15 protein-coding genes, 1 tRNA gene, 2 rRNA genes and 1 pseudogene (1 of these 19 only partly in view) are annotated in these 23,683 nt (G+C 59.8%); 11 read left to right on the top strand and 8 right to left on the bottom strand.

What is annotated here, in order from left to right:
• Positions 1–74 precede the first annotated feature (74 nt).
• The 5 genes and pseudogenes from RLDS_RS39820 to RLDS_RS57390 form a co-directional block, all read right to left on the bottom strand.
• Complete coding sequence (locus RLDS_RS39820) at positions 75–461, bottom strand: hypothetical protein (RefSeq protein ID WP_021225985.1); 387 nt, start codon at positions 459–461, stop codon at positions 75–77.
• Positions 462–579: 118 nt separating this feature from the next.
• A complete protein-coding gene (locus RLDS_RS39815) occupies positions 580–1,422 on the bottom strand; it encodes a hypothetical protein (RefSeq protein WP_021225984.1) in 843 nt (280 codons plus the stop codon).
• Positions 1,419–1,940, bottom strand: a complete 522-nt coding sequence (locus tag RLDS_RS39810) for a thermonuclease family protein (protein ID WP_021225983.1) — start codon at positions 1,938–1,940, stop codon at positions 1,419–1,421. Before RLDS_RS39810 ends, RLDS_RS39815 begins: the two co-directional genes overlap by 4 nt.
• A 64-nt stretch (positions 1,941–2,004) precedes the next feature.
• Positions 2,005–2,460, bottom strand: coding sequence for a DUF2285 domain-containing protein (locus RLDS_RS39805; protein WP_152528044.1), 456 nt, complete (start codon positions 2,458–2,460; stop codon positions 2,005–2,007).
• A 217-nt stretch (positions 2,461–2,677) separates the two neighbouring features.
• Positions 2,678–2,863, bottom strand: a pseudogene (locus RLDS_RS57390) (transcriptional regulator domain-containing protein); the annotation flags it as partial.
• A 432-nt stretch (positions 2,864–3,295) separates the two neighbouring features.
• Here RLDS_RS57390 and RLDS_RS54515 point away from each other — a divergent pair.
• The 11 genes from RLDS_RS54515 (at position 3,296) to RLDS_RS39750 (ending at position 20,678) form a co-directional block, all read left to right on the top strand.
• A complete protein-coding gene (locus tag RLDS_RS54515) occupies positions 3,296–4,177 on the top strand; it encodes a helix-turn-helix domain-containing protein (protein WP_021225981.1) in 882 nt (293 codons plus the stop codon).
• Positions 4,178–4,317: 140 nt separating this feature from the next.
• Complete coding sequence (locus RLDS_RS39795) at positions 4,318–4,590, top strand: DNA -binding domain-containing protein (protein WP_031298090.1); 273 nt, start codon at positions 4,318–4,320, stop codon at positions 4,588–4,590.
• Positions 4,591–4,775: 185 nt separating this feature from the next.
• The gene (locus RLDS_RS39790; RefSeq protein ID WP_021225979.1) at positions 4,776–4,988 is read left to right on the top strand and encodes a helix-turn-helix domain-containing protein; all 213 of its coding nucleotides are present in this window, start codon (positions 4,776–4,778) and stop codon (positions 4,986–4,988) included.
• Between the two features lie 2 nt (positions 4,989–4,990).
• Complete coding sequence (gene brxF / locus RLDS_RS39785; RefSeq protein WP_021225978.1) at positions 4,991–5,494, top strand: BREX-3 system P-loop-containing protein BrxF; 504 nt, start codon at positions 4,991–4,993, stop codon at positions 5,492–5,494.
• Positions 5,491–9,261 (top strand): DUF6079 family protein, encoded by a 3,771-nt coding sequence (locus tag RLDS_RS39780; protein WP_021225977.1) that lies wholly within the window; start codon positions 5,491–5,493, stop codon positions 9,259–9,261. Before brxF ends, RLDS_RS39780 begins: the two co-directional genes overlap by 4 nt.
• Complete coding sequence (locus RLDS_RS39775; protein WP_021225976.1) at positions 9,258–12,074, top strand: DNA methyltransferase; 2,817 nt, start codon at positions 9,258–9,260, stop codon at positions 12,072–12,074. Before RLDS_RS39780 ends, RLDS_RS39775 begins: the two co-directional genes overlap by 4 nt.
• Complete coding sequence (locus RLDS_RS39770) at positions 12,071–13,999, top strand: AAA family ATPase (protein ID WP_021225975.1); 1,929 nt, start codon at positions 12,071–12,073, stop codon at positions 13,997–13,999. The genes RLDS_RS39775 and RLDS_RS39770 overlap by 4 nt, the downstream gene beginning before the upstream one ends.
• A gap of 1 nt (position 14,000) precedes the next feature.
• On the top strand, positions 14,001–15,041 hold the full coding sequence (locus RLDS_RS39765; protein ID WP_169534105.1) for a hypothetical protein: 1,041 nt from the start codon (positions 14,001–14,003) through the stop codon (positions 15,039–15,041).
• Between the two features lie 266 nt (positions 15,042–15,307).
• Complete coding sequence (locus RLDS_RS39760) at positions 15,308–17,926, top strand: DEAD/DEAH box helicase (RefSeq protein ID WP_201767474.1); 2,619 nt, start codon at positions 15,308–15,310, stop codon at positions 17,924–17,926.
• Entirely contained in the window at positions 17,923–19,926 is a 2,004-nt protein-coding gene (gene pglZ, locus RLDS_RS39755; protein ID WP_021225972.1) for a BREX-3 system phosphatase PglZ, read from the top strand. Before RLDS_RS39760 ends, pglZ begins: the two co-directional genes overlap by 4 nt.
• Positions 19,923–20,678 (top strand): hypothetical protein, encoded by a 756-nt coding sequence (locus RLDS_RS39750; RefSeq protein ID WP_236616847.1) that lies wholly within the window; start codon positions 19,923–19,925, stop codon positions 20,676–20,678. Before pglZ ends, RLDS_RS39750 begins: the two co-directional genes overlap by 4 nt.
• 133 nt (positions 20,679–20,811) lie before the next feature.
• On the opposite strand, the gene RLDS_RS39745 is transcribed toward RLDS_RS39750, so the two are convergent.
• The 3 genes from RLDS_RS39745 to RLDS_RS39735 all read right to left on the bottom strand — a co-directional run.
• Positions 20,812–20,888: transfer RNA gene (locus RLDS_RS39745), tRNA-Met, on the bottom strand.
• 142 nt (positions 20,889–21,030) lie between these two features.
• Positions 21,031–21,145 (bottom strand): 5S ribosomal RNA (rrf, locus tag RLDS_RS39740).
• Positions 21,146–21,295: 150 nt separating this feature from the next.
• Positions 21,296–23,683: ribosomal RNA gene (locus RLDS_RS39735) — 23S ribosomal RNA — on the bottom strand; it runs 409 nt beyond the window's last position.

The following is a 23,683-nucleotide window of genomic DNA, read 5'->3' as shown; positions in this document are numbered from 1 at the left end:
CTCCGTGACGAGCCGGAGAAAGCCCTCTTTCCCCAACCAGGCTCGTCACGAAGACACCCGCTTCCCTCTCCCTCTCAGGCCGCCGCCCCCGCCGCTTCCTCCAGGTCGAGGTTGTAGACCTCCGCCCCGGCCGCGGCGTAGGCGCGCGCGACCGCGATCAGCGGCGCATAGGAGAACGCGCCCCATGGCTCAGGGTCCGGCGCACCGCCCACACAAATCATGGGCCCGGAGATGGCGAGCCTGGCCACCTTGTCGAAGTCGACACAGCGGCTGTCGATCACCGGAAGTCCGGCGGCGATGGCCTGCTGTTTCACGGCGTCGCAATCGTAGCCGGACAGGCTGCTCTGGCCGCCATACTCATTCAGGTAGTGCAGACTGAACCCTCCGCGGCCGATCTTCAGATGGCCGCCCGGCGTGGCGAGGGCCTTGGCGATGTCGGCACTGTAATCGCGATCGTGCATCGATGTTCTCCCGCGACGGGCGGCCCAGAACCATTCCGGACCTGGCAACCCGTCACGGGCAAAACGGCCGCTCTCGAACTTGTCGAGAGCGGCCCTATAGGCGATCAGGCAGAACAGGTCACACGCCGCACATGCCGTCGCATTCATCGGCGAAGAGGTCGAGCTGTCCCTTGTCCGCCGGCGTGTCGAGATCGGCCTCGTCGAGCGGCACGCAGGAGCGATGGAGATACACCTCGCCGCGCAGATTGCGGAAGCCGGTGCGGATCAGCCGGTCGATGGCGACAGCATCGGCGAAGCCGTCCGGATCCTCCTCGCGCATCTGCCGCCACAGGGTGTCGGAATGATACGGACATCCGATGCAGGCGCTCTTGGGCGGCATGGGATAGCTGTGCCGTTCCAGCCAGCGCAGGCAGTCGCGGCGCGTCATGCCCAGTTCGATGAGGGGCCAGCGGTTTACCTGCCAGGGCTCGAAGGACATTTTCATGCGCACGATCTCGTCCAGGGAGATACCGATCCACTGTTCCACGACGGGGCGGTCCGGCGAGCGCTTAGCCGTAAGCCCGACCAGCTCACGCACCTTGCGGCGGATCGGCACGATCTTCAGTTCCTTGGTGCACTGCCGGCGGATCATGCCGACGTTGCCAGACGCGGATTTGGTGAAGGCGGGGATCGAGGCCCAGCGCTCGCCCTGCGCGCCGCGGACCAGCCCGTCGCGGATGTTGCCGGCGGTCACAATATGAACCGGGAACGGCAGGACATTCGGCGATCTCAGCCAGGCGAGATGCTCATAGACGGCCTTCGGCTCCCAGCCGGTGTCGGCGAAGATGGCGCAATCGGGCATCGGCCCGATCTCACCGTGGGCTGCCATCAGGGCAAGCGTGGTGGACTGTACGCCGGCGCCGAGCGAGAGCACGCGCAGCCGTATGGTGGGAATGTCGGGTGGCGGAAACAGCGCGTTCATGGCTGCCCTCCCGCCTGGTGCCGGCGCCGCCATTCGGCGGGTGGATCGAAGGTTCCGTCCCACATGCCGCGGCGCAGAAAGCGGGCCGTGCCCTCGTCGCTTGTGTAGTTGTAGAGACGATTGGCGTCGCGATCGGCGACGGCCCAGCCGTTCTTCGCCACCCAGCTGCTGATGTCGTCGCCACCGGCGTAGCAGACAGATACGAACCGGCCATGGGCATCGCGCGTCGTTCCCTGCCAGACTTCGCAGTTGACCTTTCGGCCTTCGAGAAATTTGGTGAGCGCAGCGGCGGCCTCTCTGCCGCAAGGCCATGCCGCGCTATCGCGACGGCGGCAGCGCTGGTCGATCTCCACGGCATCGACGCCGTAGAGGCGATGCTTCTCGCCGCCCACTTCGATCGTGTCGGCGTCGATCACATTGGCCGGGCCGGAATGCTCTTCGTCGAGCGCGGGCCAGAAGGACAGACAGGCGAAAAATACAATGCCGATGACGGCGGACAGGCGGACGAACTGGAACATGGGAGGTCTCCTCACGGGTTGCGGGCGGGCCGGTGTTCTCTTGCCGGCTTCAGCCCTTCACCCGTCAGAAGCCTCCCTTTCCCTCTGTTGCCCGCCCCAGAAGTCCCAGGTAGCCGCCGTTGACCATCTCCTCGGCCTCGCGGACTAGCCGTTGCATGCGGGAGCGGTAACCGGACTCCCAGAGCTCGTGCGCCGCCGTCTCCCCGAAGATCGCCGCAGCCACCTGCCGCCGGCTCGCGCCCGCCATTTCTCCGTCCCAGGCGCGCAGCATCATCGCCCAACGCCTGGCCCGGCGCTGCGGCGGAAAGAGGCCGCGCGGCAGACGGCCGAGGCGGCAAAGCCCAAACAGCCGTTGCAGCGCCAGAACCTTCGCCTCCATGTGCCGGAGACCCGACAGCAGGTAGCGGAGGCGCACCGGACCATCGAGAACACTGCCCACCGTCACCATCAGTTGGAGATGGCGCAAGCCATCGCTGAAAAGCACGTGCTCGGATCCGCCGCAGCACAATACGGTCGCCATAGACGCAAAGCATCGGATGTCGAAGGCGTCGATGTGGCCGGGTGCAATAGGCTGCGCTTCCACGACGAGCACGGAGGGATTGAAACCGGGCAGCCAAAAGACGTCCGTAGCCGGCAGGGCAACGCCAGTGGTGAAAGAAGACGCCCCAGCGTTCGAACGGCCCCGGATTTTGGATACCGAGGATTCGGGGTTGAGCGGCCTTGAGCCGGCGCTCGGCGGCGGCCGGAGGAAGTGGCGGCGACACCTGTGGCAGCCGACCGGCAGCCGCGGCGAAGTCGGGATTGCGCTTGAGCCACTCCCAGGCCCAGCCGGCCCGGTCCAGATCGATGAGGGACTTGTAGCTTTCGGGATCGCGCCAGTCGGCGCGCGGACTTATGCCGGGGACGGTCTTCTCCTTGGACATGGGGCTTGTCTCCTCCCATGTGGCCACCCGGCCATGACGGGCGCGGCGCGGCCATTTGACGATCCGTCGCGCGACGCGCGGGACAAGCCGCCTCGTGCCAGGTCGATTTCACTGGCGGGAGGGCGCCGACGACATCGATTACTATCGATAGTTGAAGCGCGGGTTGGCTTCCGTGTTTTCGCGGCGTCTTTCAGGAAATCGTTACAATATTCGCAACGCCAGACCTGCAAACTACAGAATTTAATTAAAGTGCAAATGAACTCGGGCAGAGAAAACGAAACCCGGGATTGCCACAGTTGTGCCGCCCTCATCACAAAGTTGTCACAGGATCATCGATTTTGAAACACACACTCTGCCGGGAATGGAACTTGTTGAAGGCCGGCAACCCGCTATCGGCCGAGATATCAATTTTCAGGCGATGGAGATTGCGTTATGGCCGGAACCACTCTGGTCGATTTCACGTCGGAAATTGCATCCCCGGTATTGTCCGTCACACGGCGCATCGCCCGTAACGGCATTGTCGTCAGCCGGTGCGATATCCCGATCAATCCCGGGACACAGATCGTCACGGCACAGTTCGCCCTCTTCATGCACGAAAGCGAGCCGCTGGACCTCATCTGCCGTTTGCCTGAAAGCCGCCGCACCGAGAAATATCCGGTCGCTGCGGGACACTTTCATTTGAGCCCGGCCGATCGGGCCGCCCATGTCGGCTGGACGGCCGACAAGCAGTCTTTCGTCATTGCCATGGAAAATAGCTTCATCGAACGGACAATCGGCAACGCCTTCGACGGGCGCGTGCCCGAGATTAGAGGTAGAGCGGCGCTCCGCGATCCGGCGGTCGAGGAGCTGATAGCCTGCCTCAGGCGCAGCTTGACCGACGATAGCCGCTGCGGCGGGCTCTGCCTGGACCTCGTCGGCACATCGCTCGCTCTGCGCTTGTTCGAGACCTATGGCGAAAACAGCAAGCCGCCGCCGTCGATCCGGGGCGGTCTCGGCGCCTCGCGCCGGCGGCGGATCGTCGACTTCATCGAGGCACATTTGGACGAAGATATCGGACTGGCCGCGCTTGCCGCGGAAGCGGGACTCAGCCCACATCATTTCGGCAAGGCCTTCAAGGCGACGTTCGGCAAGCCGCCCTGCCGCTACATCACCGAGCGGCGGATTCAGAAGGCAAAGGAGATGCTGCTGACGGACCGCGCGTCGATCACGGACATTGCGCTCGCCCTTGGCTTTTCCAGCCACAGTCATTTCACGGATGTGTTCCGCAAGATGACGGGGACGACGCCGTCGCTGTTCCGCAGGAATTGCGCCTGACCGGAGACATTAATCGACATATGCCCGCAGGCCTCCGGCGCCATTCCGTATTATGATGGGCGGAGCAGCGCCTCGCACCCGAAGCCCGGAGGCAGCCCCGAACGGGCGCCATGGATGCGCACGGCATGGAGGACGGGCACATGGCCAAACTCGATCCCGAGATCGCCGACGAGGTGTCGTGGGCGGACGAAATCACGTCCTATGACGAGGACCATTTCATCACCTATCTGCGCCTGCTGGACGCCGAGGCCGAGGGCGCCGACTGGCGCGAGGTCGCCCGCATTGTCCTGCATCGCGACTCGGACGCGGAGCCCGACCGCGCCCGCCGCTGCTGGGAGGCGCATATGAAGCGCGCCCGTTGGATGACCGAGCACGGCTACCGGCACTTGCTCAATGCGGCGCGGGATGATTGAGACGGCGCCATTCTAATCGACATCCGTTCCCAGTCCTGCTAAACAAGGTCTAATCGGCTTCAATCGGTCAATCTTGGCAAGGCCTCCTGGTTTCGCTGAGGTCCGTAGGGGCTTGACTAAACACATATTCCGGCCGTCCGGCCAAAAGGCTAAAGACTCTGCGGTGAAGATGCGAGGCGAGCGCAATGGATGAGCGGTGGCTGACGGTCGAGGATATCTGCGGGTATCTGAACGTTAGCAACGAGACGATCTACAAGTGGATCGAACAACGCAACATGCCTGCCCACCGGGTGGGACGGCGCTGGATGTTCAAGCAAAGTGAGGTGGACGACTGGGTGCGCTCTGGCGGCGCAGCCGATAAGGGCGATTCGCCCGACGCCAGGGAATCAAAGGGGTAGAGATGCCGGAGGCGATCCAGAACAGAATTAAGCAATCGCTCCACGAGGCAGCGGCTCTTTATCACCGACTGGTGCTGTTAGTCGGAGAAACCGGCTCTGGCAAGACGGCAGCCCTTCGCACCGTCGGTGGGGAGCTTGGCGCCGATGTGATCAATGTCAATCTGACGCTTTCTGCGAAGCTGATCGAATTAACGGAGCGGCAGCGCGTACTGCATCTTTCGACGCTGCTTGGCGAGGTTCTCGAGAAGGCCGGCTCTGTCGCGTTGCTCGACAACACCGAGATCTTGTTCGATCGCGACCTGAAGCAAGATCCGCTCCGCCTTCTCCAGGGCCTGTCGAGAAAGTGCAGCATTGTGGCAAGCTGGAATGGCCGCCTAGCCGGTGACAAGCTGACCTATGCGGACGCCGGACACCCTGAGTACCGGGCCTACGACCGCGCTGAAGCCTTGATTGTGGATATGAATGGGACATCCGGGCATGAGCCCCAAGAAAGGCGGCAAGCGTGAAATACGGCGACCTTATTCACTTCGATCCCATCGAGTCCGTCGTCCAACTGCGTGACGCGAACAAACTGGATGCCGCTCGTCAGCTTGTGAACACCTACGTCATCTCGAATGAGATGGCGGAACGATTGATTCATCTGGTTATTCCCCAGTTGCAGTTCGACGAACCGGCGGACAATAAGGGGCTGCTGGTTGTTGGCAACTACGGTACCGGTAAATCGCATTTGATGTCGGTGGTGTCGGGCCTTGCTGCCGATGAAAGCCTGAAAGACGCTCTGCACCGCGACGATGTGCGGGATGCCGCAAGCCGGATCGCCGGGCGCTTCAAGGTGATCCGTACCGAGATCGGCGCGACCACAATGTCCCTACGCGACATCCTGATTGCCGAACTGGAGGAAAACCTCGAAAAGCTCGGCGTAGATTACATCTTCCCTGACCCAGACACGATCTCCAGTCACAAGCGGGCTTTCGAGGACATGATGGAGAAGTTCGGTCAGGTGTACCCTGACCAAGGGCTTCTTCTGGTCGTGGACGAACTGCTGGATTACCTGCGCACGCGCAAGGACCAGGAGCTGATTCTAGACCTGAACTTCCTGCGTGAGATCGGCGAGAGCGCCAAGGACCTGCGCTTCCGCTTCATTGCCGGCGTCCAGGAAGCCATCTTCGACAGCCATCGCTTCAATTTCGTGGCCGACAGCATCCGGCGCGTGAAGGACCGTTTCGAGCAGGTGCTCATCGCCCGCAACGATGTGAAGTTCGTCGTGGCCGAGCGCTTACTCAAGAAGACGGCCGAGCAGCAGGCGCGCATCCGCGAGCATCTTGCTCCCTTCGCCAAATTCTATGGCAATCTCAACGAGCGGATGGACGAGTTCGTCCGGCTCTTCCCCGTGCATCCCGACTACATTGACACTTTCGAGCGGGTGACCGTCGTCGAAAAGCGCGAAGTGCTGAAAACGCTCTCGCTCGCCATGAAGGAGCGTCTCGACCAGCAAGTGCCTATGGACGAACCTGGCCTGATCGCCTTCGACAGTTATTGGACCAATCTGAAGGCCAACGCAGCCTTCCGCGCCATCCCCGAAATCAGGGCCGTTATCGATTGCAGCCAGGTTCTGGAGTCGCGGATCGAGAACGCCATCGGTCGCAAGCAGTACAAGCCGATGGCGCTACGCCTCATTCACGGTCTGTCAGTGCATCGTCTGACAACGGGCGACATTTATGCGCCGATGGGCGCGACGCCCGAGGAGTTGCGCGATCGTCTCTGCCTTTTCGAGCCGATGATTGCCGAGATGGGCGGCAGTGAGCCCGACAAAGACTTGCAGACGCATGTTGAGACGGTGCTGCGCGAAATCCACAGAACGGTCAGCGGCCAGTTTCTGTCCGTGAATGCAGACAACCGACAATATTATCTCGATCTCAAGAAGACGGACGACTTTGACGCGCTGATCGAGAAGCGGGCCGAGAGCTTTTCCGATTCCCAACTTGATCGGTACTATTATGAAGCGCTGCGCCGCGTGATGGAGTGCCAGGACGTCACCTATGTGACTGGCTACAAAATCTGGCAGCACGAGCTCGTCTGGCAGGAGCGGAAGGCGGCGCGCACGGGCTACCTGTTCTTTGGCGCACCCAACGAGCGCTCCACAGCGGTGCCGCAACGGGATTTCTACATCTACTTCCTCCAGCCCTACGATCCGCCGCGGTACAAGGATGAGAAGAAGAGCGACGAGGTCTTCTTCCATCTGTCGGGCGCCGATGACACCTTCCTCACGGCGCTCAAGTCCTATGCGGCGGCGCTCGATCTCGCCCAGACCGCATCCGGCCCCGCCAAAGCAACCTATGAAGCGAAAGCCAACGGGTTCCTCAGGACCTTGGTGCAATGGCTCCAGAAGAACATGAGCACGGCCTTCGAGGTTACCTGGCAAGGGCGCACCAAGGCTCTTGCCGAGTGGGCGAAGGGCAGATCCATCCGTGACCTGTCGGGGCTCGCACCCCATGAGACCGTCAATTTCCGCGATCTCGTCAACACCATTTCCGGCATCTGCCTTGCGCCGCATTTTGCCGATCAGGCGCCAGACTATCCGGCCTTCTCGGTCCTGATCACCGGCGCCAGCCGCGCACAAGCGGCGCAAGATGCCCTGCGCACCATTGCTGGTCAAAACCGCACCAAGCAGGCGGTCGCCGTACTGGACGCCCTTGGATTGCTCGATGGTGAACGCATCGACCCCGGCAAATCCCGCTATGTCCGGCCCATCCTGGAGGCAGTCCGGGCCAAGGGACACGGACAAGTCATTAACCGCGACGAGATCATCAAGGACGACCACGGTCTGGAATATATGGACCCGCAAGCGAGCCGGCTGGAGCCCGAATGGGCGGTCGTCCTGCTCGCCGGTCTGGTGTGGTCCGGGGATATCGTGCTCGCTATTCCCGGCAGGAAGTTCGAGGCGACCGACCTTGCTCCAGTGGCTGGCACGAGCGTCGATGAGCTGATCCGGTTCAAGCACCTTGAGCAACCGAAGGAATGGAACCTCGCCGCGCTCAAGGAGCTGTTCCAGCTCATGGGACTCTCGCCCGGCATGGCTCAGCTCGTGACCCAAGGGCAGGACGAGCCGGTGAGGAGCCTGCAAAGCGAGATACAAAAGCATGTCCGCCGCTTGGTCGAGGCTCAGCAAATGCTGCAGGAGGGGATTTCCTTCTGGGGCGTCGATCTTCGCAATATCGGCGACCTGTCCACAAGGGCCGACAGGCTTGCGGACGCCAAGGCATTCCTTGAATCCTGCCAGGCCTACTCCTCGCCGGGCAAACTGAAGAACCTGCGCTATTCAGCAAGCGACATCAGCACGCACGCGGAAGCGATCCGGACGCTTGGGGCTCTGGAAGCGATGAGGGATTTCGTCGCCCGGCACGGGGCGACGGCGCATTGGCTGAGCCTTGCCGAGACGGTTCTGCCCGCCGACCATGACTGGGTGCAGCGCGTGCGTGTGGCGCGGGCTGAGCTGGAGACGACCATCCGGGAAGCCGATCTGTCGAGGCTGCCGCAAGAGTTCGAGCGTCTCTCGGGCGTGCTCCGCCCCTTCAAGCGCGAGTTCATTACTCTCTATATGGACATGCACATGCGGGCACGCCTCGGCGTGAACGACGATAGACGCAAAAGCGCGCTGCTTGCCGATCCGCGCCTGCAGACGCTTCAGCGGCTTGCCGGCATCGAGCTGATGCCGAGGCAGCAACTGACCGACTTCCAGAATCGCCTCGCCAATCTGAAGAGTTGCTTCGCATTGACCGAGCGCGATCTCGACGCCTCCCCGGTCTGCCCGCATTGCGGCTTTCGCCCGCAAGCGGGAAGCATGCCTACGGGCAGCGCCACGCTGGAGCAGATGGATCGGCAGCTCGACGACATGCTGGCGAGTTGGACCGCCGCATTGCTCTCCGATCTCGAGGATCCCATCACAAGGCACAATCTCGATCTTCTCCACTCCGAGGACGCCGAGGCGGTCAAGGCGTTCATTGCCGCTAAGAGCCTGCCTGACCCGCTCAATCCGGGCTTCATTCAGGCTTTGCGCGAGGCTTTCTCCGGGCTGGTCCGGGTAACGGCGAGCCTCAGGGAACTGGATGACGAGCTGCTGGGCGATCAGGGCGCCGTGACGCCCGATGAATTGCGGGCGCGTTTCGAGAATTGGCTCGACAGGCTCCTCAGGGGCAAGGACCGTCAGAAGGCGCGCATCGTGCTGGAGCCAGACCGGCACGAAACGGATGATACGCGGGGGGATGACGCATGAACCGGGATTCGCTGTTCCAGTCGAAACTAGTCCCAGGCAAGCCAGGTTCGGGACGCCTGTTCGATGAGGAACTGACCGTTCAGGACGGTCCAGTCGCCTGCCTTGGCATGACCTTCGCCAATGATGCTGAGCGCCGCGTATATTTCGCCGAGCAGCTTCGGGAAAAGCTGAAAGACCCCGAGTTTCGCAAAATCGAGGGTTTCCCCATCGGCTCGGACGAAGACATCCTCGCGCTCTCCGATCCGCCATACTACACGGCGTGCCCGAACCCCTGGCTTGCGGATTTCATCAAAGAATGGGAGGCGGCGAAGCGTGCCGGAAACACGCCCTATCATCGCGAGCCCTTCGCTACCGATGTGAGCGAGGGAAAAACGCACCCAGTCTACAAGGCGCATTCCTACCACACCAAAGTGCCGCACCTCGCCATCGTGCCGTCGATCCTCCACTACACCGAGCCTGGCGACATCGTTCTCGACGGCTTCAGCGGATCGGGCCAGACGGGCGTGGCGGCGCAATGGTGTGGCGCGGCACCGGCCAAGTATCGTGCGGAACTGGAGAAGAAATGGGAGGGTGAAGGCCACCCAGCGCCCAAATGGGGCGCACGACATTGCGTGCTGAACGACCTTTCACCTACCGCCACCTTCATTTCATCGAACTACAACCAGCCCTTCGCCCCAAAGGCGTTCGCATCCGCCGCCCAGAACCTGCTTGCCGATGTTGAGCAGGAACTCGGGTGGATGTACGAAACCTTGCATAGCGACGGAAAGACCAAGGGGCGCATCGAGTTTACAGTGTGGAGCGAGATTTTCACCTGCCCGGAGTGCGCAGGAGAAATTGTGTTCCTAGAGGAAGCTCTCGACGGAGACTCAAAATCGGTTGCTGAAGAGTTTTCTTGCCCGAACTGCTCCGCACGGCTGAACAAGCGGAATCTGGAAAGGCGCTTCGAAACCGGCACGGATAAGAAGTTGGGCACGCCGTGGCGGCGCGTAACATTCCGACCAGTGCTGATTTTCTACAAGATTGGTGAACAGCGTTTTGAGAAAGCGCCCGATCCGCAGGATCTGGAGACGTTGAAGGCGATTGATGAGATGGAGTTTCCGAAGGAGATCCCATCGACGCGCTTTCCTGTTGAAAAGATGTACCACGGGTCCCGTATCGCACCGAAGGGCTTCACCCACATTCACCACTTCTTCCTTCCTCGCGCTGCGCAAGCGTTGGGCGCGATGTGGCGGCGAGCGAAGTCGCATCCGGACGTCCGTATGCGCCACATGCTGATGTTCTTCGTTGAACAGGCGTTTTGGACAGCTTCGCTCCTTAATCGATATCGCCCTACCGGCTATTCGCAGGTCAATCAGTACCTCACGGGGGTCTACTATATTGCCTCCCAACATGCAGAGCCGAGCCCTTGGTACATACTGGATGGTAAAGCGGATCGTCTGCCGAAAGCCTTCGAAGCCGCCTATGCCCGCAAAACAGGAACGGTGATCGCTACCTGTTCGACAACGGCCAAGCTTTCCCTGCCGGACGCCTCGATCGACTATATCTTCACCGACCCGCCATTCGGCGAGAACATCTACTACGCGGACCTCAATTTCCTGGTGGAGTCGTGGTACGGCGTGCTCTCCAATGCCGGCGCCGAGGCCATCGTGGACCGGGCTAAGAACAAGGCCCTGCCCGACTATCAAGAGCTGATGCGGCAGTGTTTTGCCGAATACCATCGTGTCTTGAAGGCCGGCCGCTGGATCACCATCGTCTTCCACAACTCCCGTAACGCCGTATGGAATGCTATCCAGGAAGCCTTGCAGGCTGCCGGCTTCGTGGTCGCCGACGTCCGTACCCTCGACAAGAAGCAGGGCTCTTACCGGCAGGTGACCAGCACGGCCACGAAGCAGGATCTGGTAATCTCCGCATACAAGCCTAACGGCGGACTGGAAGAGCGCTTCCAGCTTTCCGCCGGAACGGAGCAAGGCGTATGGGATTTCGTCAGTACGCACTTGAAGAACCTGCCCATCTTCGACCAGGCCGGAAACCGGGGCAAAACCATCGCGGAGCGCACCGACTTCCGGCTCTTTGACCGAATGGTGTCGTTCCACGTTCTACGCGGCGTCACCGTTCCCCTGTCCGCGTCCGAATTCTACGCCGGGCTTGCTCAACGCTACCCCATACGTGACGGCATGTACTTCCTGCCCGAGCAAGCCGTCGAGTACGACAAGAAGCGCCTTACTGTGGAGGAAGTGGATGAGCCCGAGCTGTTCGTGCTCGACGAGGCGACGGCGCGCGAGTGGCTGCGGGAATTCCTCAAGAAGCGCCCCAGCACCTTCCAGGAACTGCATCCGCAGTTCATGCGGGAGATCGGCGGCTGGCAGAAGCACGAAAAGCCCTTGGAACTGTCTGAACTTCTGCAACAGAATTTCCTGCCCTATGACGGCAACGGCCCGGTGCCTGAGCAGATTCACGCCTATCTCTCCTCCAACTGGAGGGAACTGCGCAATCTCGCCAAGGATGATCCGACGTTGCGTGCCAAGGCGCGCGACCGCTGGTATGTGCCCGACCCCAACAAGGCGGGTGACCTCGAAAAGCTCCGCGAAAAGGCCCTTCTCAAGGAGTTCGACGCGTACAAGCAGGAAAAGAAGAAGCTCAAGGTCTTCCGCCTTGAAGCCGTCCGCGTCGGCTTCAAGAAGGCATGGGCCGACCGCGACTACGCCACCATCGTGGCCGTGGCCGACAAAATCCCCACCAGCGTCCTCGAAGAGGATCCGAAACTGCTCATGTGGTACGACCAAGCGACCACGCGGATGGGAGGTGACGCATGATCACCGGTTGGAAGGTTTCCAATTTCAAATCCATCCGTGACGGCGACGATCTGCCTCTGGGGCCGCTGACGATCTTTGCCGGAGCAAATAGCAGCGGCAAGAGCACCTTCATTCAGTCTGTTCTACTCGTCGCGCAGACTCTCTCGAACAAGGTCGGCTCGCGGTCGGTGATTCTCAATGGTGCGCTCACCAGCCTCGGGCAGTTTGATGACCTGAAATCCACGGGCAGTGAGTCTGATCAGATCGTTATCAAGTGTACGTGCCGCCCATTGTCAGATGCGGAGGGTTACCCCTTATGGGGCGGTCCTTCCCTCCCCACGCGAAGGGGAGTTTACTACGGCCGAAGAGCAATGGGGCTACGCGAAGTCTCCTTTGAAATCGCCTTTGATGCCGATCCGTCAAGCCCAGAGCGCGATGTATTTCAGATTCAGCCGAGGCTGTTTTCCAGCGCGCTGGACTGCACATTGCGCGACGAGGACAACGTCGATCAGAAATATTCTATCTTTGTCCGGCATGCCGGCTCCGCGCAAAAGATTAGCCTCCTGGAAGATAGTTCGGATGCGGACGAGTATCTCCGAGCGGGATTGGCGTATGACGTAACGCTCGACGAAATGTCCATGTCCGAGGTGAAAGAGGAAGCCCATTCGGCTCAGCCCGTCGGATGCGTTTTGAGGCACTTCCTCCCTGCGCGAATTCTTCACACCGTCGACCCTGTTCAGGAAGAAGCTCGGGCGATCACCGCAATATTGCAAAGCAGTCGGCTTGTCCGTCCCTCTGTTTTGACGTCGCGCCCGTGGCGCACGAGAGACGTGTTGCTGAGCGGCGCCATTTTGCAAATCCTAAAGGACATCCTTAGCAAGGAAGGTATCGACCTCGATGGGGCGATCGCGGCTCGAACTCAGCAAGCATCTCTGTTTGGGCCTGACGATACAGGTATTCCACTTGACCTATGGCCAGAGATTCTGCGCTCTCTGTCAAGGGAAGAGCGCCTCAAGGCTCAGCAAGCTCTGCAGGATGCCGACGACCTGCTGGAAAGGATTGCGGAAGCTTTGAAGAAGTCCGCTTCTTCCACTGACACCCCCACAGTCATTATGCCTTACGGGCCACGGCATATTTTGGAATCGTCAAGATATATCGACGAGCTTTTTGCCACGTCTGTAAAGTATCTCGGCCCATTGCGTGATGCGCCAAAACCTCTTTATCCGTTGGCGCCATCCGCTGACCCCTATGACATTGGATTGCGTGGCGAGAATACCGCCTCGGTTCTGGAGCAGCACAAGAGCCGTCGGGTCCGCTATATTCCTTCGGCGCATTTCAGATCGTCTTCGATTGAAAGGCGGACCGTCACCCGGACGTTAGAGGCGGCCGTCGTGGACTGGCTGCAATACCTAGGGATCGCAAGCTCGGTCGAAAGCAAGGACATGGGCAAGCTTGGCCACGAACTCAAGGTGGCCTTGGCCAACTCCGAGGGAAAGCATGACCTAACCCACGTCGGCGTCGGTGTTAGCCAAGTGCTCCCGATCCTGGTCATGTGCCTTTTGGCTGACGCGGATTCCACGCTGGTATTTGAGCAGCCAGAGTTGCACCTGCATCCGAAGGTCCAGACGCTGCTCGGCGATTTCTTCCTCTCCATGGCCCTGTGCAACAAGCAATGCATTGTCGAGACACATAGCGAGTATCTGATTGATCGCTTGCGCTTCCGGATCGCCGCCGCAGAAGGAAATGCCCTTACCGATCAAGCGAAGATCTACTTCGTTGAAAAGCCTGGAGCTGCATCAACGTTCCGCGAGATAAAGGTCAACGAATATGGAGCCATTACCGATTGGCCAGAGGGTTTCTTTGATCAGTCCCAGCAACAAGCCGAGGAGATACTCAAAGCTGCGGCACTGAAACGAAAAGTCACTCGAAACAAGGGTGATGCCTGACATGCTCGACCTCACCATTGACGCAGGCGTCATCGCCGTTCCAAACCCCGTCCATTCTGCCGACGTCGTGCATGATTACGTCGACACGTTGCTAGATTGGAGCAAATTACTTGAGGAGCCCTGGGTAGCCATCCACATCAGCCAAGGAGCTTCAGAAGCGCTCTTTGCGGACGGGCTGTATCCATTGCGTGAACAGCTCAGGACTCTTTTTGGCGATCACGGAATAGTCGAATATGACATCAATACGGTCGCCAAACTCATCGATAAATTGCTTACCTTAACTCCGTCATTCGAGACGTACTATCGAGTAAAGGATGTACTGGCAGACGCCCTTGATACCGACCCCGACATCATAAAACTGACGACGCATAACGGTTTGCAGTCAGATCTGGCGCGTTGCGTCATATTGATTGCGATCCTACGCAAGCACTGCCGGCAGCCGATAGCGGGGCATTCACTTATTCTCCGCTCCGCACCGGATTCAATCGTGAGGGTTCGGGCGCAGATTCATGACATTGAGCATGAGCGCGACGATTTGCCCGAGTTACCGTCGCCGCCAGAGTATTTCGAGGGCGACGTCCTCGTGTGCGACGACTTCAAAGGGCTTGTTAGATGTCTTGATGAAGGCGCGATCCTGACGGAGGCATGTGACAGCTCGGGGGCTGAGCTAGCCATCAAAATAGCTTTGTTCAAAGCCAGCCTCGCGTGGGGCCAGGAACCTAATTGGTCGGACACACGGACCCCAGTGATCGGGGCCAGCTTTCTTGAGACATGTCGAGAATGCTGCCGGGACCAAGGAGGTGGGCTCTCCCCGAGGATATTGCGCGCAATTGTCGAGACCATGCAAAGCCAGAACATGGCAGCGGTTCATGCTTTGAGAACCGGCAAGGGAGGTGATGATCCTCAGCGCATGAGGGGGAACGACAAAGCACAGAGAAGAGATATCGATTATGAGTTTCATCTGCACTACTGGGAATGTGCAAATGGATTGGTCGAACTGGCATCAGTCGTTCACCACAATGATTTTTCGATACCAGAGTAATAGCAGTGTTGGATCAATGGCTCTTCAGCACCGTTCACAACTGCATTTGCAAGGTCATCGAGGAACAGACCTTGTGGGGGCAGACGGTGTGCCGTGTGTGGCTGCCGAACCAGGACGCCGTCGTCCGGGTGTCGCGCGCCGCCCTACAGCCGCTGGGGGCTGAACTACGGCCCGTCATTGAAGCGCATCGCATCGCCTATGTCGCGGCGGCCGCCAAGGTCGCCGAGGTTCTGGAAGGCGGGACCACCACCGAGCATGGCCCCATCTTGCTGGCGCCGATGGAATCCAACGTCATTCCACTTCCACACCAGCTCCATGCGCTGTCGCGCGCCATTTCCGGTGATCGCGTTCGCTATCTCCTGGCCGATGAGGTAGGCCTCGGCAAGACCATCGAGGCCGGTCTAGTCATGCGCGAATTGAAGCTGCGCGGTCTCGTCCGGCGCACCTTGGTGGTGGCGCCCAAGGGGCTCGCCACTCAGTGGGTGGCGGAAATGGAAAGCCATTTCAATGAGCGGTTCCAACTCGTTCTCGGTGAAGACATCGGGGCGATCCAGCGCCTCGTTGGGGACGGCTCCGCCGTTTCCCCATGGACGATGTTCGATCAGGTGATTGTCTCACTGGACTCGGTCAAGCCGCTCGACCGGCGGCGCGGCTGGTCGGCGTCCCGGATCGCCGAATATAACCGCAGCCGCTTCGAGGATATCATCACTGCCGGCTGGGATCTCGTCGTGGTGGATGAGGCGCATCGCCTTGGCGGCAGCACCGACGCTGTCGCGCGCTACAAGCTCGGACGAGGGCTCGCCGAGGCCGCGCCCTATGTGCTGCTGCTCTCGGCAACGCCCCATCAGGGCAAAAGCGACCCCTTCCATCGTCTGATCAACCTACTGGACAGCGACGCCTTTCCGGATCTGGAAAGCGTGACGCGGGAGCGTGTTGCCCCCTTCTTAATCCGGACAGAAAAACGCAAGGCCATCGACGCGGAAGGCAATCCGCTTTTCAAACCGCGGCGCACGCAGATGGCTCCAGTTGCCTGGGAGACGCGGCACTATCCCCAACAGCGCCTCTACGAGGCGGTCACCGACTATGTGCGGGATGGCTATAATCGGGCTCTGCGCGAGAAGAAGCGGCATATCGGCTTTTTGATGATCCTGATGCAGCGCCTGGTCACTTCCAGCACGCGCGCCATCTTGACCACACTGGAGCGCCGGGAGGCCGTTCTCAAGGGAAACGAGCTGCGTGACCGGCAATTGAGCCTGCGGCTCGATGCGGCCAGTGGCGCCGATGCTGAAATCCAAGAACTGTACGACATGGACGGGCAGGAATTGCTCGATGAGCTTCTGTCCCGCGTCTCAGCGCATCAGTTTGAACGCAGCCATGTCGGAACATTGCTGGATGCCGCCCGCGCCTGCGAGCAGGCTGGCCCAGACGCCAAGGCGGAGGCTCTTATTGATTGGCTCTATCGGCTTCAGGCTGAGGAGAACGAGCCTGATCTGAAGGCGCTCATCTTCACCGAATTCGTCCCCACACAGGAGATGCTAAGAGAGTTCCTTGAGGCGCGGGGCATTTCGGTGGTGACGCTCAACGGCTCGATGGACATGGACGCTCGCAAACGGGCGCAGGACGCCTTCCGGCATGAGGCGCGCGTTCTCATTTCGACAGATGCTGGCGGCGAAGGTCTCAATCTTCAATTTTGCCATGTCATTGTCAATTACGACATTCCGTGGAACCCGATGCGACTGGAGCAACGGATCGGCCGCGTTGACCGTATCGGCCAGAGGCGACCGGTACGCGCAATCAATTTCGCGATCGAAGACTCGGTCGAATACCGGGTTCGAGAGGTGCTGGAACAAAAGCTCGCCGTGATCTTCGAGGAATTCGGCATCGATAAGACTGGCGATGTGCTCGATTCGGCTGATGCTGGTGAGCTGTTCGAGGAAACCTTTGCCGCCGCGATTCTCGACCCCGGGAGCATCGAGCGAACGGCCGACGAAACGGCCACGCGCATTCGAAATGAAATCCGCAAAGCGCGCGAGGCGTCGTCTCCGCTTGGCCCTTCCGCGGAGCCGGACATGCAGTCGGCCGAACGACTTCGCCTTCACCCGCTACCGAACTGGCTCGAACGCATGACCGTCGGGTATCTCGGCGCTCATGGCGGCAAGGCGGAGAAAAGACGCGATGCGTGGGACCTCACCTGGCCAGACGGAGAGCGACTTTCTCGCTGCGTGTTCAGTGCTCAAGACGCCGAGCGTATGCCCGATGCCGACTTACTTACTCTGGAGAACAACCGAATTCGCGGGCTGGCGCTTAGCTTACCCCTGGTCGCGGCGGGACAGCCGATTCCGATGGTGTCTATAGGAGACCTACCTCCCAACGTTGGTGGCGCGTTCGGCTTGTTTGAGATCCGTGTGCAAAGCGGGCTATCGGGAGGTGGGCGGTTTATCCGGGCACCACTCGTGCGGCGGCGGCATCTCGGCGTCTTTGTCGATGCGCAGGACAGAGTGTTCCTGCCCACGGCGCGGCACATCTGGGATTCGATTCAATCTGCGGAATTGTTGATTGAAGACGTTCTGAGCGCGGAACAGAGCCAGGCGCTCCATGACCGCCTCATGGATGCCGCAGAGCAGGCAGGCGAAGCGGTCTTCTCCGCCTTGCGCCAAGAGCATCAACACGCAATCGAACGGGAGGAGGAGCGCGGCGCGACAGCCTTGCGGGCACGGCGTCGAGCGATAGAACGGCTAGGCCTGCCGGAAGTGCGCCAGCACCGGCTAAAGCGCTGCGATGCGGATGAGGCGGAGTGGCTGCGAGAAATCGAGGGGGCGCGGCAGATCATGCCCGAGATCCGGCCGCTCCTGCTGATGCAGATCGCTGGCAAGGGCGCGCCATGACGAGTTGGCGCGACACGGTCCTCAAACATTTCGTGCCGGAGGTCAGCCGGCTGACGCTCGTGGCTGATCCGGATGCGCTGCTGACTGAAGAGAGGCTGGCGCTGGAATTACGGCGGCGAGGATTCGACCTAATCGAATTCAGCGATTCTATCGAGTTTCGCTATGCCTACGAGTCACAATATCGATCACTGTGGGACCGGGGCGAGCGCACCGATCTTGTCGTTGCGCTACGCCTGCCGGATTCTGCTTTCGACGGGCTCCCCTACGACCTGTTGCGTGCAGGCAAGCGGTTGGCCTTCGACCTGGGCAACCTGTTTCCCCATTTCAGCTATCCTGTCCTGCAATCGCTCGACCGCAGCCTTCTGGATGCACTCTTTGAAGCCCAGACCAGAGCAGCGCCCGATCGAATGGGGGATAACGCGACGAAAGATTACGTCCTCCGCCATGTTTTCGGCATGGCCGCCGAACTGATCGCCACAGATGTCGACCTGCTGCGGGCACTGCTCCGGTTGCACTACCGGAGCACACCTCTGCCGACAGCACTGAGTGCTCGTCTCGTGCAGGTTCTCAAGGCGCAAAGCACATTCCGCAACTGGCCGCTCGAAGCAATCGTCGCGGACGAGGCTACCTTCTATGCCTTCCTCCAGGAGCGCTGGCCAGCGTATCTGCGACACCATGACAATTCCGGCTTTCGGGAAGAAGGCGCGGAATATGGTCTTGCGTATCCCGGTCCTGATCGTCTCCCCTTCGGCCACCACGATATTCGCGTCTACATCGACAATCTGTTCGTCGAGGGGAAGCTTAAGCCGGTCGGTGTGCCGGAAGGCGCGCCTCGGCCTCAAGGCTGGATGCAGAGCGGCATCGCCAGAGATGCCGCCGACGTCAACGCTACGCGCATCGACCGTCTGTTCGAGTTAATCGAGGCCGAACGTCCAAATGAAGATAGCCGGTATACAGACTGGATCGCTTTTGCCCAAAGGTGGGCGGAGCTGGGCGCGCTGGTGCATTCCGCCGCTGGAGGAGAAGTCAGGAAACGGCATCGCCGACTGGGCGAGGAAGTGAATGAAACCTTCGCCCGCTGGCTGGAGGGGCACTATGCAAGCCTGATCAACCTGCCACCTAGCAACCCCGCGATGGTGCATCATGTCGCCCGACGCATTGCGCGTGAACTCGAGCAGTCGAAACAAGCGCGGGCGGCGCTCATCGTCGTGGACGGACTGGCGCTCGATCAGTGGATTACGGTTCGCCGCGCCCTTGAGGAGCGCGATCGGGAGCTTCTCATGCACGAGAGCGCGATCTTCGCCTGGATTCCGACGCTCACGTCCATCTCGCGGCAAGCCATTTTCGCCGGAAGGCCGCCCCTTTACTTCCCGGCTTCCATCCATTCGACCAACGCCGAAGGCAATCTCTGGCGCAAGCAGTGGGAGGATGCCGGTTTCTCAAGGGGCGAGATCGCCTATCAGCGGGCCTTGGGCGACATGCCGGCGAGCGGCGACATTGCCGAGACGCTTGACGCCGCTCTGATCTCTCCCAAAACACGGCTCGCCGGTCTTGTCGTCGATAAGGTCGATCGTATCATGCACGGCATGCAGCTTGGCAGCGCAGGCATGCACAATCAGGTGGCCCAGTGGTGCCAGGGCGGGTTCCTCAGTTCCCTGATCGGTGGGTTGCTCGACCGCGGCTTCGACGTCTGGCTGACGGCCGATCACGGCAATATCGAATGCAAGGGACTCGGGCGACCAAGCGAAGGTGTGATCGCGGAGATCCGCGGCGAGCGGGTGCGAATTTATCCGACACCGCAACTCCGCGACCAGACAGCAGCAGCTTTCTCATTCGCCCGTAAATGGAACCCTGTCGGCATGCCGGCCGAGAGCTTCCCCCTAGTTGCGCAGGGCGAAGGCGCTTTCGTCACGCCAGGCGAGACGCTCGTTGGGCATGGGGGCATCGCGATCGAGGAAGTCATCGTGCCCTTGGTCCGTTTCGAGCGGCGGATGGCATGATGGGAAGCCGCCACCACTCGATCGGCGTCAAGCAGGTCATTCCGTATGAATGGATGCGGAAAACGGCGCGTTTCATGCTCGCCGGGATGAGCGCGAAGGAGATCCGGCAGGAGCTGCACGCCGCGCTCTCCGCTGCGGGCAAGCAGGTTCAGTCGGGCGAGCGTAGCGCGTGGACGCGGACTTTCCTGGTCAACAACCTGATGGCGATCTGGCCGTCGCCGTCTGTCGAACTGACCCCGTTCCGCGACAGGGCCCTGCGCGCGCTACACGAGAACCCAGATCAAGAGCTGGCCATCCATTGGGCGATGATCTCGTCCGTCTACCCTTTCTGGTTCAATACGGCGCGGCAGACCGGGCGCCTTCTCAGCCTTCAAGCGCAGACTACCCAAGCGCAGATCGTCAGCCGGCTGAAAGAGCAATATGGCGACCGCCAAACTGTCAGCCGGTATGCGCGTTTCGTGGTCCGCTCCTTCGTCGATTGGGGAGTGCTCAAGGATACAGGGTTCGCTGGCAACTATCAGAGGGCGGAGCCGATTGGCATCGCCACTCGCGAGCTGACGGCGTTGCTGCTCGAAGGGGCACTCCTCGCCACGCCGGAAGGCAAGGCACCGCTCACCGTATTACTAGGCAGCCCAGCTTTTTTTCCCTTCTACCTTCCGGCCATGCGCGGGGAGGCGCTTATAGAAAATGGCGGATGCCTGAAGCTTGTTCGCTATGGACTGGATGACGAGCTTCTGGCGCTCGCGAAGTGAGCGTTGGCGCAGCATGGGATGCCGTCACCCCTCGCGGGCTGTATAGCGCGCTCAGAGCCAGAAGCAGCAAAGGCCGCCTTACGGCGGCCTAAGTGATTGTTATATCTCGCATTCTATGGAGTTATAACGAAAGTGGTTGCGGGGGCAGGATTTGAACCTGTGACCTTCAGGTTATGAGCCTGACGAGCTACCGGACTGCTCCACCCCGCGTCACCATAGGGTTTGTTGGACAGGAACCGGAGACGGCGTCTCCGCCTTATTGGCGCTAAGGCCAAGGCCGGGGATATGGCCGCCGGCGCCTGAGGCCAACACACAAAGTGAATGGGTTTTATCCGTAAGCGCGAGCTTCAATGCCTGGCGACGCCCTACTCTTCCGGGGCTTGAGCCACAGTACCATCGGCGCAGTCAGGTTTCACGGCCGAGTTCGGGATGGGATCGGGTGGGTCACTGACGCTATGGTCACCAAGCAATGGAGCTGGCGCTGTTTGGATTTGGGTTTAATCGATGCCCGTGCATGTGGGTAATCTTGTATCTGGCTTATGTTTCTGACCACCATGGCAAGGACAGTGTATCAGGACTGTCGTTGATGGTGGGGCTCTACGGTTCGTGTGAACCGTTTCAAGCGCGAACAGAGCAATTAGGACCGGTTAGCTCCATGCGTTACCGCACTTCCACATCCGGCCTATCAACGTGATGGTCTATCACGGCTCGATGAAATCTTATCTTGAGGGAGGCTTCCCGCTTAGATGCTTTCAGCGGTTATCCCGTCCATGCATAGCTACCCTGCTGCGCCGTTGGCACGACGACAGGTACACCAGAGGCATGTTCAACCCGGTCCTCTCGTACTAGGGTCAACTCCTCTCAAATTTCGACGCCCACGGCAGATAGGGACCAAACTGTCTCGCGACGTTCTGAACCCAGCTCACGTACCACTTTAATTGGCGAACAGCCAAACCCTTGGGACCTGCTCCAGCCCCAGGATGTGATGAGCCGACATCGAGGTGCCAAACGATTCCGTCGATATGAGCTCTTGGGAATCATCAGCCTGTTATCCCCGGCGTACCTTTTATCCGTTGAGCGATGGCCCTTCCACGAGGGACCACCGGATCACTATGACCGACTTTCGTCTCTGCTCGACTTGTCAGTCTCGCAGTCAGGCGGGCTTATGCCATTGCACTCTAACAGACGGTTTCCAACCGTCCTGAGCCCACCATCGCGCGCCTCCGTTACTCTTTAGGAGGCGACCGCCCCAGTCAAACTACCCGCCACAGAGGGTCCCTGCACCGGATGACGGTGCGAGGTTAGACATCAGAAAACAACAGGGTGGTATTTCACCTATGGCTCCACGACAACTGGCGTCATCGCTTCAAAGCCTCCCACCTATGCTACACAGTTCTTTCCTAATGCCACTCTGAAGCTGCAGTAAAGGTGCACGGGGTCTTTCCGTCTAACCGCGGGTACTCCGCATCTTCACGGAGAATTCAATTTCGCTGAGCATATCCTGGAGACAGTGGGGAAGTCGTTACGCCATTCGTGCAGGTCGGAACTTACCCGACAAGGAATTTCGCTACCTTAGGACCGTTATAGTTACGGCCGCCGTTTACCTGGGCTTCAATTCAGAGCTTGCACTCCTCCTCTTAACCTTCAGGCACCGGGCAGGCGTCAGGCCCTATACGTCGTCTTGAAGCCGACTTAGCAGAGCCCTGTGTTTTTGCTAAACAGTCGCTACCCCCTGGCCTGTGCCCCCCATCAAAAGTTGCCTTAAGATGGGGCCTCCTTCTTCCGAAGGTACGGAGGCAATTTGCCGAGTTCCTTCAGGATACTTCTCTCAAACGCCTTGGTATACTCTACCATTCCACCTGTGTCGGTTTAGGGTACGGTCTATACGGTGGGGCTATTTCCTGGGACAATTTCCCTGCCAGGAGCAATCCAATAAGCCCTGACAAGTTACACCATCCGTCACACACCACCAGGCCCACGAATATTAACGTGGTTCCCATCGACTACCCCCTTCGGGCTCGTCTTAGGGGCCGGCTTACCCTGCTCAGATTAGCTTTAAGCAGGAACCCTTGGAATTTCGGCGAGAGGGCATCTCACCCTCTTAATCGCTACTCATGTCTGCATTCGCACTTCCGATACCTCCACGGTCGGTTACCCTCCCGCTTCAACGGCCTACGGAACGCTCCGCTACTGCTCAGTCCAAAGGACTGAACCCTAAGCTTCGGTGCACGTCTTGAGCCCCGTTACATCTTCGCCGCAGGATCTCTTGTTTAGACCAGTGAGCTGTTACGCTTTCTTTAAAGGATGGCTGCTTCTAAGCCAACCTCCTGGTTGTTTTGGAAATCCCACATGCTTTCCCACTTAGACGTGACTTGGGGACCTTAGCTGTAGGTTAGGGCTGTTTCCCTTTTGACGACGGACCTTAGCACCCGCCGTCTGTCTGCCGGACTAGACTCGTTGGTATTCGGAGTTTGGTTAGAATTGGTAGATCTCGCGACCCCCGCATCCATCCAGTGCTCTACCCCCAACGGCAATCATCCGACGCTCTACCTCAATAGATTTCGCGGAGAACCAGCTATTTCCCGGCTTGATTGGCCTTTCACCCCTAAACACAACTCATCCGATAATTTTTCAACATTAAACGGTTCGGCCCTCCAGTGCGTGTTACCGCACCTTCAGCCTGGTCATGCCTAGATCGCCGGGTTTCGGGTCTAATGCATCATACTCATGTCGCCCTATTCAGACTCGCTTTCGCTGCGCCTACACCTAACGGCTTAAGCTTGCATGATACACTAAGTCACAGACCCATTATGCAAGAGGTACGCTGTCAGGCTTCAAGAGCCCTCCAACTGCTTGTAGGCATCCGGTTTCAGGTACTGTTTCACTCCCCTCATCGGGGTGCTTTTCACCTTTCCCTCACGGTACTGGTTCGCTATCGGTCATGTACGAGTATTTAGGCTTGGAGGGTGGTCCCCCCATGTTCAGACAGAGTTTCACGTGCTCCG

This window comes from Sphingobium lactosutens DS20 (assembly GCF_000445105.1).
In the GTDB taxonomy this organism is placed as follows: Bacteria; Pseudomonadota; Alphaproteobacteria; order Sphingomonadales; family Sphingomonadaceae; genus Sphingobium; species Sphingobium lactosutens.
The sequence above is the reverse complement of the archived record's forward strand: the minus strand, read 5'-3'. Positions and strand labels throughout refer to the sequence as shown.

What these genes read in the sequence shown, in the direction of transcription:
- RLDS_RS39770 (WP_021225975.1), top strand. Translation starts at nt 12,071, where the DNA reads ATGATCACCGGTTGGAAGGTTTCCAATTTCAAATCCATCCGTGACGGC.
- RLDS_RS39775 (WP_021225976.1), top strand. Translation starts at nt 9,258, where the DNA reads ATGAACCGGGATTCGCTGTTCCAGTCGAAACTAGTCCCAGGCAAGCCA.
- RLDS_RS39765 (WP_169534105.1), top strand. Translation starts at nt 14,001, where the DNA reads ATGCTCGACCTCACCATTGACGCAGGCGTCATCGCCGTTCCAAACCCC.
- pglZ (WP_021225972.1), top strand. Translation starts at nt 17,923, where the DNA reads ATGACGAGTTGGCGCGACACGGTCCTCAAACATTTCGTGCCGGAGGTC.
- RLDS_RS39750 (WP_236616847.1), top strand. Translation starts at nt 19,923, where the DNA reads ATGATGGGAAGCCGCCACCACTCGATCGGCGTCAAGCAGGTCATTCCG.
- RLDS_RS39815 (WP_021225984.1), bottom strand. Translation starts at nt 1,422, where the DNA reads ATGAACGCGCTGTTTCCGCCACCCGACATTCCCACCATACGGCTGCGC.
- RLDS_RS39820 (WP_021225985.1), bottom strand. Translation starts at nt 461, where the DNA reads ATGCACGATCGCGATTACAGTGCCGACATCGCCAAGGCCCTCGCCACG.
- RLDS_RS39790 (WP_021225979.1), top strand. Translation starts at nt 4,776, where the DNA reads ATGGATGAGCGGTGGCTGACGGTCGAGGATATCTGCGGGTATCTGAAC.
- brxF (WP_021225978.1), top strand. Translation starts at nt 4,991, where the DNA reads ATGCCGGAGGCGATCCAGAACAGAATTAAGCAATCGCTCCACGAGGCA.
- RLDS_RS54515 (WP_021225981.1), top strand. Translation starts at nt 3,296, where the DNA reads ATGGCCGGAACCACTCTGGTCGATTTCACGTCGGAAATTGCATCCCCG.
- RLDS_RS39795 (WP_031298090.1), top strand. Translation starts at nt 4,318, where the DNA reads ATGGCCAAACTCGATCCCGAGATCGCCGACGAGGTGTCGTGGGCGGAC.
- RLDS_RS39805 (WP_152528044.1), bottom strand. Translation starts at nt 2,460, where the DNA reads ATGGCGACCGTATTGTGCTGCGGCGGATCCGAGCACGTGCTTTTCAGC.
- RLDS_RS39810 (WP_021225983.1), bottom strand. Translation starts at nt 1,940, where the DNA reads ATGTTCCAGTTCGTCCGCCTGTCCGCCGTCATCGGCATTGTATTTTTC.